Source organism: Pseudomonas sp. LBUM1647 (genome assembly GCF_059716175.1).
On record NZ_CP166809.1, the window covers coordinates 2686428 to 2700447 of the forward strand.

Annotated in this window: 11 protein-coding genes; 6 read left to right on the plus strand and 5 right to left on the minus strand. The window is 57.3% G+C overall.

All coding sequences use genetic code 11. From position 1 onward, the window contains the following. Positions 1-9: 9 nt before the first annotated feature. The gene (locus tag ACA059_RS12225) at positions 10-1227 is read right to left on the minus strand and encodes a DUF3422 domain-containing protein (protein ID WP_497634660.1); all 1218 of its coding nucleotides are present in this window, start codon (positions 1225-1227) and stop codon (positions 10-12) included. Positions 1228-1483: 256 nt separating this feature from the next. Then, positions 1484-3163, minus strand: a complete 1680-nt coding sequence (locus ACA059_RS12230; protein ID WP_497633988.1) for a thiamine pyrophosphate-binding protein — start codon at positions 3161-3163, stop codon at positions 1484-1486. A gap of 348 nt (positions 3164-3511) precedes the next feature. Between ACA059_RS12230 and ACA059_RS12235 the strand changes: the two genes are divergently transcribed. After that, positions 3512-5521 (plus strand): putative bifunctional diguanylate cyclase/phosphodiesterase, encoded by a 2010-nt coding sequence (locus tag ACA059_RS12235; RefSeq protein WP_497633989.1) that lies wholly within the window; start codon positions 3512-3514, stop codon positions 5519-5521. A 12-nt stretch (positions 5522-5533) separates the two neighbouring features. Here the strand turns inward: ACA059_RS12235 and ACA059_RS12240 are convergent, their stop codons facing one another. Further along, positions 5534-6787 (minus strand): MFS transporter, encoded by a 1254-nt coding sequence (locus ACA059_RS12240; RefSeq protein WP_497633990.1) that lies wholly within the window; start codon positions 6785-6787, stop codon positions 5534-5536. Between the two features lie 206 nt (positions 6788-6993). Here ACA059_RS12240 and ACA059_RS12245 point away from each other — a divergent pair, with 206 nt between their 5' ends. From ACA059_RS12245 to map, 3 genes are all read left to right on the plus strand, one after another. Further along, complete coding sequence (locus tag ACA059_RS12245; RefSeq protein ID WP_497633991.1) at positions 6994-7464, plus strand: Lrp/AsnC family transcriptional regulator; 471 nt, start codon at positions 6994-6996, stop codon at positions 7462-7464. A gap of 133 nt (positions 7465-7597) precedes the next feature. Beyond that, positions 7598-7861 (plus strand): ParD-like family protein, encoded by a 264-nt coding sequence (locus ACA059_RS12250; protein WP_497633992.1) that lies wholly within the window; start codon positions 7598-7600, stop codon positions 7859-7861. Then, positions 7861-8652: a type I methionyl aminopeptidase gene (gene map, locus ACA059_RS12255; RefSeq protein WP_497633993.1), complete on the plus strand. Its 792-nt coding sequence runs from the start codon at positions 7861-7863 to the stop codon at positions 8650-8652. Before ACA059_RS12250 ends, map begins: the two co-directional genes overlap by 1 nt. Before the next feature lie 103 nt (positions 8653-8755). Here map and ACA059_RS12260 read toward each other — a convergent pair whose 3' ends face one another. Further along, positions 8756-10147 (minus strand): GntP family permease, encoded by a 1392-nt coding sequence (locus tag ACA059_RS12260; protein ID WP_497633994.1) that lies wholly within the window; start codon positions 10145-10147, stop codon positions 8756-8758. A gap of 119 nt (positions 10148-10266) precedes the next feature. Beyond that, positions 10267-11574, minus strand: a complete 1308-nt coding sequence (hisD, locus tag ACA059_RS12265) for a histidinol dehydrogenase (protein WP_497633995.1) — start codon at positions 11572-11574, stop codon at positions 10267-10269. Positions 11575-11790: 216 nt separating this feature from the next. Here hisD and ACA059_RS12270 point away from each other — a divergent pair, with 216 nt between their 5' ends. Both ACA059_RS12270 and ACA059_RS12275 read left to right on the plus strand, forming a co-directional pair. Next, on the plus strand, positions 11791-12864 hold the full coding sequence (locus ACA059_RS12270; RefSeq protein ID WP_497633996.1) for a LacI family DNA-binding transcriptional regulator: 1074 nt from the start codon (positions 11791-11793) through the stop codon (positions 12862-12864). A 163-nt stretch (positions 12865-13027) separates the two neighbouring features. Continuing rightward, entirely contained in the window at positions 13028-14011 is a 984-nt protein-coding gene (locus tag ACA059_RS12275) for a GlxA family transcriptional regulator (RefSeq protein WP_497634661.1), read from the plus strand. Positions 14012-14020: the final 9 nt, after the last annotated feature.

Sequence of the window (14020 nt, forward strand, 5' to 3'; positions counted from 1 at the left end):
TTCACCGTATCAGTGCTCTTTGACTTTCTTGATGCGGAAAATAATCAGCGCAAGGATGGCGATCGCGAGGGGCGTCATGGCCAGCATGGCCTCTCGCGGGGCCACCTCGGCGCCAAGCAGGTGCAACCCTGAGTAGCCAAGCTTGAGCAGGTTCAGCAGGTAGTAAGTAATGGCGATAATCGACAGACCTTCCACGGCACGCTGGATCTTGATCTGGGCGTCGGCGCGGGCGTTCAGGCTTTTGAGAATTTCCGAGTTCTGTTCTTCCATTTCCACCTGAACCCGGGCTTGCAACAGGTCGCCCAGGTTGGCCACGCTTTTGGCCAGGTGCTCCAGGCGTTGTTCGGTGGCGGTGCAGTACCTGACGGTGGGTTTGAAGCGACGTTCGATGAACACCCCGAGGCGCTGGCAATCGCCGACGTGGCTTTCTCGCAATTCGCCCAGGCGCTCGTACACGAGTTGGGCATAGGCTTGGGTGGCACTGAAGCGGTGGCGGGTTTTCGCGGTACTGCTGACCACTTGGGCTGACAGGTTGGAGATGTCCGCCAACAGGGCTTTCGCGTTGCCGCTGTCAGCGTCGGCGTTACGCTCGGAGAGGGTAACCAAGGTCTTGTCAAAGACATCAAGTTGCGCGCTCAAGGTCTTGGCCGTGGTCAACGACAGCGAGGCCATCATGCGATAGGTCTCGATTTCCAGCAGACGGCGGATCATCCGCCCTTGGCGGTAAGCGTTGAGGCGCCGGTTGACGAACAGGATGTGGTTGTTACCGTCCTCGCTGAGACGAAAATCGCTCCAGACCACCGCATCGCCACCGCCCACGCAGGAACCGCACGGGTCCTTGAAACCGTAGCCGGCGAGGTCCAGGCCGGCTTCGCCACGCACGACGATCTGCACCGAGTTGATCAGCTGCGGCAAATGCGCTTCGACCTTTTGCGCCAGCACCTCGGGCAGCGATGTCCAGGACAGGTCATCGCAGGATGAAGTGACCACCAGGGTCAGGGTGAAGAACTCGGCGTGGCGTTCCCATTTCAGGGCGTGGCCATCGAGTTGGGTGATGCCTTGAGCGGCATGAGGATCGATCGGAGCAGGGCAGCAGCGCTCCAGCAGCGCATTGCACTCCGGTTCCCCGCCAAGGAAGGCCAGATGAAACACATGGGCCGGTTCGTCGAAATACAGTGACGGGCGCGCGTGCAGTTCGTTGTGCAGGGTTTGTCTTTGCGGATGCATGCTGTTCAGGCCCTGTTGGTATTGTTCTTGGCGCTTGCGATAAAAGGCCTTCAGGGCATTCATCGACTGCTGTTGTTGATGGGACAGGTCGATGAACTCACGAGTCACAAGCAGCAATCCATGGGTTTTCGCTGGGTGGTAACGCACCGCTGTCAATTCAGTAGCAGGCAGGCGAACCATTGTGTGGGAGGGAAGAACTAAAAAAAGGCGCCTTTTACCGCGTGAACCAGGCGCCCAAAACAGAAGAAATTACCGCTCACTTGTTGCTTGATTGCTCTCTGATCTGAGTCAGGCTGAGTCGAGGGGTCAATGCTTCAGGGTCGACTCTGACCTCAATCAAGGATGGCCGGGACATACCAAGGCAGCGTTCAAACGCTGGGGCAAACTCCGACGTGGCGGTGACCACCTCGCCATGTAGTCCATAGGCTTGGGCCAGTGCGGCGAAATCCGGGTTGAGCAATTCAGTGCCTGACACGCGTCCAGGGTAATTGCGTTCCTGGTGCATTCTGATGGTTCCGTACATTCCGTTGTTGATCACAACGAAAATCACATTGGCGCCATATTGCGCTGCAGTCGCTATCTCCTGACCGTTCATCAAGAAGCAGCCATCCCCGGAAAACGAAACCACCACTCGATCCGGGCACGTCAGTTTGGCGGCCACCGCCGCAGGAACGCCGTAGCCCATGGAGCCATTGGTAGGGCCTAACTGAGTGCGGTATTGGCGGAACTGATAGAAGCGTTGAAGCCAGACGGCGTAGTTTCCGGCGCCATTGGTCAGGATCGTGTCGTCCGGAAGACTGCGATTCAACCACTCAATGATTTCGGCCATTTGCACATCGCCAGGGGAGGGCGAGTGTTGCAGATTTTCGCGGTAGTTTTTGTTCAGGGTGCGCGTCCATTCACTCTTTATTTGGCTGGTCACCGCTGGAAGCTTTGCGGCTGATTTGGCAAAGGTCGACATGCTGCTGTTGATCGCTAACGCAGGTTGGTAAACCCGCCCCAGTTCCTCGATGCCTTGGTGAATATGGATCAAGGTTTGCTTCGGTACCGGGATGTTCAAGGCCGCATATCCGCCCGTTGAAACCTCACCCATTCTTGAGCCCACGACCAACAACAGGTCGGCGTTTTTTACCGCTGAGGACAACTGCGCCGACGCGGCGAAACCAAGATCGCCGACATAGTTCGGGTGTCGATTGTCGAACAGGTCCTGGCAGCGAAAGGAGGCGGCAACCGGGATATTTTGCTGTTCAGCAAAAAGCCGGATGTCGTGCACGGACTCGGTGTCCCAACCGCTGCCCCCCAGCACCATCAATGGCCGCTCTGATCGCTCAAGCAGTTGCTGCATGGCGGCCATTTGCTCGGCTGCCGGGGTCATCAATACGCGTTTAAAAGGCCCGGCATCACTGACTTCCGCCATTTCGGTCAGCATGTCTTCCGGCAGTGCGACCACTACAGGCCCAGGTCTGCCATTGACCGCTCGGTGGAACGCCTGGCTGATCAGTTCGGGAATTCTGCGGGTGTCGTCTATTTGCACGACCCATTTCGCCAAGGGGCCAAACATCTGGCGAAAATCAACTTCCTGAAAGGCTTCGCGACACTGCTGATCGCGAGCGACCTGGCCAATGAACAGAATCATCGGCGATGAATCCTGGAACGCAGTATGAACGCCAACCGACGCGTTCGTTGCACCCGGGCCTCGTGTCACGAAGCAGATGCCTGGCTCTCCAGTGAGCTTGCCGTAGGCTTCTGCCATATAGGCCGCCCCACCTTCCTGGCGGCACACCACCAGATCGATTTCTTCTTGCACGTCATGCAATGCATCGAGAACCGCGAGGTAGCTTTCTCCCGGAACACAAAAAGCTCTTTTGACGCCATGGATGCGTAAGGCATCCACCAATATCTGACCTCCGCTACGACGAGAAATGGTTTTATTCATTGTTATCTCCTGAGTCGAATGGTGCGGTGTGAAAGGGTGAATCGCTCTCTTTCTGGCGGGTACTGACTCGATCAATTGGAAGAACAACGGCTAACGCCTGCGCCACGAATTCTGAGTATCATCAAGTAGGGGTACAAACGATGATTGCTCAGCACTTCATTCCCTCAGCTATTGAAGTCCCTTGGGCAAGCGTTAGAGGTGCGTCCTGGAATCCACGGCTGGTTTTAGAGACATCAACACTGCACAGCCACTATCGATTAAACAAGGTCAGTTTCGTTTTCGACTAAGCTCAAGGTTTGGTGGACATTGCCAATGAATGGAAGCAGCCACGTCTACATGAGGTAGCGCATGAGCAATTTACCGCCAGCAAGTCCAGAGCATCCTGAAACCTTTGCACATGTCATCGCCGTATCCAGGCTTATACGTTGGAGTAACACCATACCCAGCAGGTGGGCGCGCTATGGTCTGGTTGTTGTACTGCTGACAATCAGCGGCTTTGCGGTGTGGTCTTCAATCACCACCGGCCGCCTGGGGCAGGAGGCGATCGCCTCGAGCGTTCTGTCCGACCACTACACAGCGGCTGCGACTGCGGTGGCTGCAGCCGAGTCGCTGGAGCGTCTGTATCGCTTGGAACCGGGCCCGCAAGTGCTTCGTCGTTTCAATGAAACCGTGCAGGTGCTGACGCATGCACTCGAGCGTATTCACCGCTCCGGATCGCCTGTGGACCGCCTCCTTGTCGAGCACGTTCGCACGGCACTGACTCTCTACCTGGAAAGCGTCAACAAGTTGTTCAAGGCCGTTGACGGTGGGAATGATGCCGAGGAGCGCCGGATCGACAATGACGAGGGCGACCCGCGGTTTGAAAAGATTGAAAGAGTCGTTTTGCAAGCCGCTGCCGATCACCACGAGGAGTCTATCGTGGCGCTGGAGAAGCTGCGCAGACGGGAGGCTTTCAACGCGAATAGCACGCCAATCGTTTTTATCGCCGGGCTGTTTCTCGTGGGCCTGTTCGCCCAAGTGCTGCGGCGCACACGTGTCGAGCTCGACAGTCAACGCAAGGACGCCTTGCACGCATCGCTGCATGACAAGCTCACCGGGCTGGCCAACCGGACCCTCCTGGCCGACCGTTTCGAGCAAGCACTGCGCCTTGGCCGCCGTCAGGGGGCAACCACCGGCCTGTTGCTGATCGATCTTGACCGATTCAAGGACGTCAACGACACCCTGGGGCACCACTACGGGGACGGCCTGCTCGACCAGATCGGCAAGCGGCTGATCAGTGAAGCGCGGGAAATCGACACGGTCGCCCGGTTGGGAGGTGATGAGTTTGCGATTCTGCTTCCCTCCGTCGAAGGCCTGGAGGGGGCTTTGAAAGCAGCGCAACGGCTGCACACCGCGATTACCGCATCGTTCGAAATCGATGGGATCGAACTGGATGTCGAGGCCAGCTTTGGGGTAGTGGTTTCAGGTCTGCACGGTGACGATCCTTCGACGCTCATGCAGCGCGCCGACATCGCTATGTATGCCGCCAAGAAGCAGGGCAAGGGCATACTCGCCTACGACCCGGGAGGGGATCGGCGCTCTCCGGAACGCCTGGCAATGCTCGGCGAATTGCGGCGAGGTCTGGATCGCGGCGAATTGTTCCTGGAGTACCAGCCCAAGGTCAGTCTGAGCACAGGAGAAGTCTCCGGCGTCGAGGCGTTGGTGCGCTGGCAGCATCCGGTGCGCGGTCTCGTGAATCCGGATGAGTTCATTCCGTTTGCCGAACTCACCGGGATCATCGGCTCCCTGACTCAATACGTGCTGAACCTCGCGCTGTCTCAAGTGCGGGCCTGGGCCGATGCCGGGATATGCATACCGGTTGCCGTGAACATTTCTGCGCGCAACCTGCTGGACGACAAGCTGGTGTTTCAGATCGTCGATCTGCTTGAGCACCACAAACTGACCGCCAATATGCTCGTTCTCGAAGTGACCGAGTCCGCCATCATGCTCGATTCCGATGCTGCTCGTACCATCCTGAGACAGTTACATACGATGGGCATCCATATCGCCATCGATGATTTCGGCGTCGGCTATACGAGTCTGGCTCAGTTGAAGGATTTGCCCATCAGTGAACTCAAGATCGACAAATCCTTTGTACTGGCCATGCAAAGCGATCAAGCCAATGAGTTAATAGTACGGAGCGTTGTCGATCTTGGTCACAATCTTGGCATGGCGGTCATCGCCGAAGGCGTAGAAACATCCGACGTGCTTGATGCTCTGTGCGGTTACCACTGCGACATGGTCCAGGGTTTTCACGTCTGCCGACCGGTAAGCGCCGAAGCGTTCATGCAGTGGTATGAAGAGCGAGAGCGCAAGTAGTTCAGCCGCCTCTCACCGGATCGGGGTACATAAGGTTTCAGGCTCTGGTATAGAGGGGACGTGATCGTCTTGTGCCAAGCCAGTCGCGAGCAGTAGGCCAATCAAAGAGGCCAGTCCAGACGCCACCCAGGTCCAATGCCACCCACCAGCGTAACTGGCCAACTTGGCCAGCAGTGGTGGCATTACAAACATGCCCATTGATGAAATCTGCTGCACCCAACCCACCGTCGTCGACACGGTTCGTTCACTGGGTGCAACGTTCACTGCGATCATGAATAGCGTCCCGGGGATTACCCCGCCGACGGCTGAAAAGACCAGTACGGCGCCATAACGCACGACAGGCATGCCTTGAGTGAACTGGCCGAAAGCGAACAGCGTCATGATGGCCATGCAAGTGTATCCCACCAACAACAGCCGTCTGGCACTGATACCCCGATGCAGCAACAGCGCTGCCGAGGCACTTCCGCCGATATTGACGAACGCGGCCAATGCCGTCAGCGCTCCTGCCATCGGCCCCGACAAACCGGAGTCGGCATAGATAGACGGCAGAAAGCCGATGACGGCAATCCACTGCCCCGCGTACATGGCAAAGGCGATGCCTACACGCCAGGGGCCGCTCGCCTTCAGCGTTGTCCATAGTCGATGCGTCCAGACTTCACTGGGGACCGCTGTCCACCGCGCAGAGGCAGTCTCTGGTGGCCGGCGCTGTCGATCGGATGGCACGGCTCGCACAAGCCAGATAATCATTGCAGCCGAACAGATGGCCGGAACGCCCCACCACCCTTGCCATCCCATCGTTTCTATCAATGTGGGGCCGGCGATAAAAGCAATGGAAGTACCGATCGCTACGTAGCATCCCCACAACCCCAGATGTAAAGCCAGGCGCTCGCGAGAAACCAGTTGTCGTATCAATCCAGGTGTCGGCAATGTTGTGAGCAAGAAGCCCAAGCCTTCCAGGGCTCGAAGCATCAGCAGCTCATCGGGCTGCCGCGCCCCCATACCAATGACACTGGCGACGCACAGGATCATCTGACCGCTAATGATACTTCTGCGCAGCCCCAGGCCATCGCTGAATACACCGATCATAACGCCGGCAAGCATACCCGCCAGTTGCGTCAGCGATAGCAGGAACCCTGCCTGCACCATCGTCAGGTTCAACGAGGCCTGGAGAGCGGGAATGGCCGGGGAAACCTTACCCAAGTGCAGGGCGGCGACCACGCCCGAGAGGATGACGATGCAGGCCGGGGAGAAACTGATTTTCTGCATGAGATCTCCACCGCGACAGCGCGCACGAGCCTAGGCGCGGAGCACTTTGCGGTTCGCGTTCCTACCGAGGCAGATCGCCTGGTTTGGAGGGAAAAGAGTGACGGACAAACTGAGTGGCTAGTTTGCCGACTGGCGCAGAAATTGTTTGATCAGTATTCCGTGGTGTTGCACTACTATGAAATCCTGAATTCACAAGTAGGCTTAAAATGGAAAAAACCATTCAGCTCGATAATCTGGACCGACGTATCCTTCGTACCTTGCAGTCCGATGCCAGCCTCAATGGAACAGCGCTGGCTGAAGCCGTGTCCAGTTCGCCAGCCTCCTGCTGGCGAAGAGTCCGGGCATTGGAAGAGGCACGCATCCTTGGGGCTACCGTTCGCTTGATTGATCGACGGGCAGTCAATCGCGATGTCGATGTGATCTGCTCGCTGCGGCTCAAGTCCCACGGCGAGCAGGATGCCGAAGCCTTCGAACGCTTCGTTGCAGACCAGGAGAACATTCTCGAGTGCTATACCTTATCGGGTGAATGGGATTACCTGCTTCGGATCGTCGCGGCTGATATTCGAGACTACGAGCAATTCTTGATGCACACCCTGTTGCGACATCCCTCTGTCGCGAATGCCAGCTCACAGTTCGCGCTATCGCGGGTGAAGTACACCACTAGCGTGCCGGTCTGAACCAGACCACCATCGGCTGCACCTGACCCGCCTTCAATCCAGGCTGCCTCAGCGCGTTTTGTCCGTGAAATTGCAATTTCACACGACTACCGACTAATATACGATCCATATACATTTCATATTGGATTGGACAGTGGGTATCGTAAAAATTTCAGAAGCCATGCACGAGAATCTGCGCGTCGCCAGCGATGCGTTGAGTCGCTCGATCAACGCACAAGCTGAGCACTGGATGCGCATCGGGATGCTTGCGGAGTTACATCCCAACCTGGACCACAGCGACATCTGCCGCGTGCTGATTCGTGCCGAACTGGCTGGCGGCCTCGATGTAAAACAGCTTTGCGCACTCGCCGATTTTTCGCAAAGCGCCCAGGTTGATGCAGCGTCCGGAGCCAAGTAATGAAGACCAATGTGACGCTCAATACCCCGGCAGAAATAGCCATGTCTCGTGCCGCGGGCACGCTGGCCGCCGAGGTCCTGGCCATGATTGCTCCCCACGTCAAAGCGGGGGTCACCACCGACGAACTGGATCAGCTCTGTCACGACTACATCGTCAACGTGCAGAAAGCCATTCCGGGCAATGTCGGCTATCACGGTTTCCCGAAAACCGTGTGTGCATCGGTCAACCAAGTGGTCTGCCATGGCATTCCTTCGGCCACGCCACTAAAGGATGGCGACATCGTCAATATCGACATTGCCGTTATCAAGGAGGGTTGGTACGGCGACACCAGTCGCATGTACTTCGTGGGTGAGCCCGGCCCGGATGCCCGACGCCTGGCAAAGACGACCTATGAAGCGATGTGTGCCGGTATTCGGGTCGTCCGCCCCGGCGCTACGCTGGGTGACATTGGCCATGCCATTCAGACGGTGGCCGAAAGAGACGGATTCAGCGTCGTGCGTGAATACTGCGGTCACGGTATCGGCAAGATTTATCACGATGAGCCGCAGGTCCTTCACTACGGCTACCCAGGCCAGGGCCTGAAACTGAAAGCCGGCATGATCTTCACCATTGAACCCATGTTGAACGCTGGAAAACGCCATGTGAAAACGCTGGCTGATGGCTGGACCGTGGTCACCAAGGACCACTCACTCTCGGCTCAGTGGGAGCATATGGTCGCGGTTACTGACGACGGCTTCGAGGTTCTGTCCCCTTGGCCCGATAGTGTCGATGGGTATCCCGCCATCGTTTAGGCGCTCTGTCCATCACACACAGCTTCTGATCATCGGCGTGTATAGATCACAAAAAAACGGCAACCCTGAGGGTTGCCGTTGTCTTTTGTACATTCAAGTCAAATCAGACAATCCCGGTCATGTAATACACACCGATCACGAAAAACGCCGCCAGTACCTTGAAGAGGGTCATGCCGAAAATATCCTTATAGGCCTGACGGTGGGTCAAACCGGTGACCGCCAGCAACGTGATGACCGCGCCGTTGTGAGGCAGGGTATCCATGCCACCAGCGGCCATGGCCGCCACGCGATGCATGACTTCCAGGGGGATGTGCGCGGCGTTGGCTGAGGCGATAAAGGTGTCTGACATGGCGGCAAGCGCAATGCTCATGCCGCCTGATGACGACCCGGTGATACCCGCCAGCAAGTTGATGGTGATGGCCTGATTGACCAAGGGATTGGGAATGACCTTCAGCGCCTCAACGACAGCGACGAAGCCAGGCAACGCCGCGATGACTGCACCGAAACCATATTCGGACGCGGTATTGAGGGTCGCAAGCATCGCACCGCTGACGGCGGTACGGCTGCCTTCGGCCAGCTTGCGGGAGATGGTGCTGTAGCTGAACACGAAGACCGTGACAATCCCGACCAGCAACGCCGCCTGGACCGACCAGATGGCGATCATCTTCGACACCTGTGTCTGGATCGGCGCCTTCAACCCTGGCAAGTCAATGTCATAAACGCTGCCATACCAGTGTGGAATCCAATGGGTAAAGGCCAGGTTCATCACGCCGACCAACAGCAAGGGCAACAGCGCCACCAGCGGATGGGGCAGGGCGATGTCCTGGGGTGTTTCCGGCTCATTGCGCAGATCAGTGCCGTAGCCTTCGCCCGCACGCTGGGCTTTGCGACGCTGGCGTTCGAGATACAGCATGCCGCCGATCAGCACGAACAACGATCCCAGCACGCCCAGCCAGGGTGCGGCCCAGGACGTGGTGCCAAAAAACGTGGTCGGGATGATGTTCTGGATCTGCGGCGAACCCGGCAACGCATCCATGGTGAAGGTGAACGCACCCAGGGCAATCGTTGCCGGCATGAGTCGCTTGGGGATATTGCTTTGACGGAACATCTCCGCCGCAAATGGATAGACCGCAAACACCACCACAAACAGCGAAACGCCGCCGTAGGTGAGCAGCGCGCAGACCAGAACAATGACCAGCATGGCCTGGCTGCCACCGAGCAGGTGAATGACTGACTTGACGATCGAACGGGAAAAACCGGACAGCTCAATCAATTTGCCGAACACGGCGCCCAGCAAAAATACAGGAAAGTAGAGCTTTATAAAGCCAACCATCTTGTCCATGAAAATATCACTGAACGCCGGGGCTACCGCGCTGGGGTCAGTGAGCAAGACGGCAGCAAGTGCAGCGAGCGGCGCGAAGATAATGACGCTATATCCCCGATACGCTGCGAGCATTAAAGCGAACAGCGCCAACAAGGCGATGATGACACTCATGGGATGTCCTTCGAGGCTGAGCCTGTCGCGCAGAGGGGGCGAGGAATGGGCTGCGCACTGGCTGTGATTTTTTGTTGTTGGGCCGCGCAACGGTCGCGGCCCTTTTTAGCCAGGTGTTGTTACTCTGCGATACCGGCGTACGGCACATCCTTGTGACCGTAACGACGGACACGAATGTTGGCCTGTTCGCCGTGTCCGGAGAATCCTTCCAGCGCACACAGGCGTGAGCAGTACTCACCAATGAGCGCCGATGCTTCGTCGGTCATGACCTTCTGATAAGTACAGGTCTTGATGAACTTGCCGACCCACAGGCCGCCGGTGTAACGCGCGGCTTTCTTGGTGGGCAGGGTGTGGTTGGTGCCGATGGTCTTGTCGCCGTAAGAGACGTTGGTGCGCGGGCCGAGGAACAGCGCGCCGTAGTTGCGCATGTTTTTCAGGAAGAAGTCCGGGTCATGGGTCATGACTTGTACATGCTCGAACGCCAGGTCATTGGCGATGGCCAGCATTTCCTGTTCGTCTTCAGCCACGATCACTTCGCCGAAACTCTCCCAGGCCTGGCGGGCAATGCCGGCAGTCGGCAGGATCTGCAGCAGGCGCTCGATTTCAGCCATGGTTTCGCGCGCCAGTTTTTCCGACGTCGTCAGCAAAATCGCAGGCGAATCCGGGCCGTGTTCGGCTTGACCGAGCAGGTCAGTGGCACAGATTTCACCATCGACCGTTTCGTCCGCGATCACCAGCGTTTCGGTGGGCCCCGCGAACAAGTCGATTCCGACCCGGCCGAACAATTGGCGTTTGGCCTCGGCGACAAAAGCGTTGCCTGGGCCGACCAGCATGTCGACTGGAGCAATCGACTTGGTGCCCAGGGCCATGGCGCCGATCGCCTGAATCCCGCCCAGGCAGTAAATCTCATCGGCGCCCGCCATGTACTGCGCGGCAACAATGGCCGGGGCCGGTTTGCCATGGAAAGGCGGGGCGCAGGTGATGATGCGCGGTACACCGGCCACCTTGGCGGTGATCACCGACATGTGTGCTGAAGCCAGCAGCGGATATTTGCCGCCCGGCACATAGCAACCTGCGGCATTCACTGGAATGTTTTTGTGGCCGAGGATTACGCCTGGCAGGGTTTCGACTTCCAGGTCTTGCAGGCTGTTGCGTTGGTGCTGAGCGAAATTGCGCACTTGGGTCTGGGCGAATTCGATGTCGGAGATGTCGCGTTTGGTCAGCTGCGCCATGCACGCATCGATCTCGGCGCTGGTGAGTCGGTAATCCTCCCGATCAAGGTTATCGAAACGGATAGAGAGGTCTCGAATCGCAGCATCGCCGCGCTCTTCGATATCGGCCAGGGTCTTTTCGACGGTGTCACGCACTTCGCGGGCTGCCGATTTGATGACGGATGCTTCCGCGCCTTTTTTGAGCCAAGTTGCCATGGGATGAGTTCCTGAGTGTTGTTGTTTTTGGATTTGCATACGTATGCAATGAAGGGCAATCCTAAGCCATTCCGAAGGGCGATGAAAAGGGGGAGGGGGAAAAAACCGAAAATTGCGCAGGGTGAGGTTGAAGCGTTCGCTCGCGAAACGGCCAGGCAACACACGTCGCGGTGAATGGCAGGTATGATCGGCATTTCAAAATTGGGCGCAGACGCAATGGCAGATTCCAACGAGCAATCCCGGCATCCGATCACGGCCCATGATGTGGCCAGGTTGGCCGGTGTCTCCCAGTCTGCGGTCTCGCGAACCTTTACCAAGGGCGCCAGTGTTTCTCCCAAGACGCGCAAGAAAGTCGAGGAAGCGGCAGCGACCTTGGGTTACCGCCCCAATCAATGGGCGCGCTCGTTGATCAAGCGCCGATCCAACTTGATCGGCGTGGTCGCGCCCAGCATGGAGAACCCCTTTTATTCAGCGGTGCTGGAGGCTTTGTCGGCGGCGTTCGAAGAGCTGGGTTATCGCGTGCTGTTATTCTCCACCGCGAATCACGAAGACTCCGACCCGGTGCTCGAAGAGGTACTCGGCTACCGCGTTGAGGCCCTGGTTCTGGTATCGGCCAGCCTGTCTTCGCGTTTTGCAGAAGAGTGCAAACAGATCGGTTTGCCCGTCGTGCTACTAAACCGTAGAAATGACAGCAGCAGCATTTCCAGCGTGACCAGTGACAATGCCCAAGGCAGCATGGAAATTGCGCAATTTCTGGTTGCCGGCAGCCATCGTCAGTTGGCTTTTATGGCCGGCAAGGAAAGCTCATCGACCAGCCGCGATCGGGAAAAAGGTTTTGCGGACACGCTGCAACGTCTCGGGCATCCAGTGCCGCAGCGCGAAGTGGGTCATTACACGTTTGACGGCGCAATGGACGCCACTCGCCGTCTGCTGTCGAGCGCCAATCCACCCGACGGCATTTTTTGCGCGAATGACATTATGGCGTTGGGCGCCATTAACGTGGCTCGCGAGGAGTTCGGGCTCAAACCGGGCAACGACATTTCAATCGTCGGTTTCGATGACATTGCCCTGGCATCCTGGCCGGTCTTTTCGCTGACGACTTACGTTCAACCGGTTGGCGATATGGTGAATCGCGCGGTCGGCATCATTTGCGCGCAATTGGAGAACCCTGATACGCCTGCGATTCAAGAGGTCCTCCGAGGTCAGTTACTTGTCCGCAAAAGTTCGAAAATCCCTGAGTCCGGCATGCAACAGGGATCGGATTGCCTTGTGTGGCAACCGCTTGAATAGGCCGGCGAACATCACCGCGATGCCTGATCAGTCGCATAATGGCGTTAGTGGTTTTGAAGCTTTTGCAGTTAGCATTGCGCGTCATTTACGAGCCAAACGACAGGTTCGTTAACGTAACCGAGTGGATCAAACATTGATCGAACGACGCCAATTTAGCGGAGGCATGAAGGGGAAAAATCTCCGCTATCTGAATGAGAACCCCAACGAGACGACACAAATGGTTCGGGCAGGATTTTTGTTGCTCGAACACTTCTCGCTACCCGCATTCACGCAAGCACTGGATACGATTGTCACTGCGAATCTTCTGCGACCCGGGTTGTTTTCTTCCCGAACGTTCGGCTTGACCGATGAGGAAGTCATCAGTGACCTGGGCCTGGTCATTCGGCCGGATACCCGTTTCGATGGCTCAGCGATCCAGGACCTGGATCTTCTGGTCATTTGTGGCGGCTACAGGACAGAGCTCAAAGCGACGGATGAACTCATCTCCCTGTTGAGGGCTGCATCAGACTTGGGCGTCAGTCTGGCCGGGTTGTGGAATGGCGCATGGTTCCTGGGAAGGGCAGGCTTGCTTGACGGGTATCGTTGCGCGATTCACCCCGAACATCGCCCCGCACTCGCGGAAATCTCCAAGGCGACGCATGTCACCAGTGAGCCCTACGTCATTGATCGAGACCGGCTGACGGCTTCCAGTCCCTCGGGGGCATTCCACATGGCGCTGGACTGGATCAAAGGTTTGCACGACAAAGCCCTCGTCGAGGGAATTGAGGACATCCTGGCTTTCGAGGAGTCGCGTTATCGGCGCATAAAACCGACTGAAAATATCTGTGTGAGCGCGCCATTACGCGAGGTGGTGAAACTGATGGATGCCAACCTCGAAGAGCCTCTGGAGTTGGAGCAGTTGGCGGTTTACGCCGGCCGTTCGCGTCGACAACTCGAGCGCTTGTTCAAGGAGCAACTGGGCACAACGCCGCAACGGTATTACATGGAGCTGCGAATTACCGAAGCGCGTCGACTGCTCCAGCACACAGAGCTGTCCCAGGTGGACGTGTTGGTTGCGTGTGGCTTTGTATCGCCCAGCCACTTCAGCAAGTGCTATAGCTCGTACTTCGGATACAGGCCTTCCAAGGAAACGCGACTCGTCAAATAGAACGGCTTT

Coding starts and splice junctions, on each gene's coding strand:
- ACA059_RS12225 (WP_497634660.1), bottom strand. CDS start 1,227: ATGCATCCGCAAAGACAAACCCTGCACAACGAACTGCACGCGCGCCCG.
- ACA059_RS12275 (WP_497634661.1), top strand. CDS start 13,028: ATGAAGGGGAAAAATCTCCGCTATCTGAATGAGAACCCCAACGAGACG.
- ACA059_RS12245 (WP_497633991.1), top strand. CDS start 6,994: ATGGAAAAAACCATTCAGCTCGATAATCTGGACCGACGTATCCTTCGT.
- hisD (WP_497633995.1), bottom strand. CDS start 11,574: ATGGCAACTTGGCTCAAAAAAGGCGCGGAAGCATCCGTCATCAAATCG.
- map (WP_497633993.1), top strand. CDS start 7,861: ATGAAGACCAATGTGACGCTCAATACCCCGGCAGAAATAGCCATGTCT.
- ACA059_RS12270 (WP_497633996.1), top strand. CDS start 11,791: ATGGCAGATTCCAACGAGCAATCCCGGCATCCGATCACGGCCCATGAT.
- ACA059_RS12240 (WP_497633990.1), bottom strand. CDS start 6,787: ATGCAGAAAATCAGTTTCTCCCCGGCCTGCATCGTCATCCTCTCGGGC.
- ACA059_RS12230 (WP_497633988.1), bottom strand. CDS start 3,163: ATGAATAAAACCATTTCTCGTCGTAGCGGAGGTCAGATATTGGTGGAT.
- ACA059_RS12235 (WP_497633989.1), top strand. CDS start 3,512: ATGAGCAATTTACCGCCAGCAAGTCCAGAGCATCCTGAAACCTTTGCA.
- ACA059_RS12260 (WP_497633994.1), bottom strand. CDS start 10,147: ATGAGTGTCATCATCGCCTTGTTGGCGCTGTTCGCTTTAATGCTCGCA.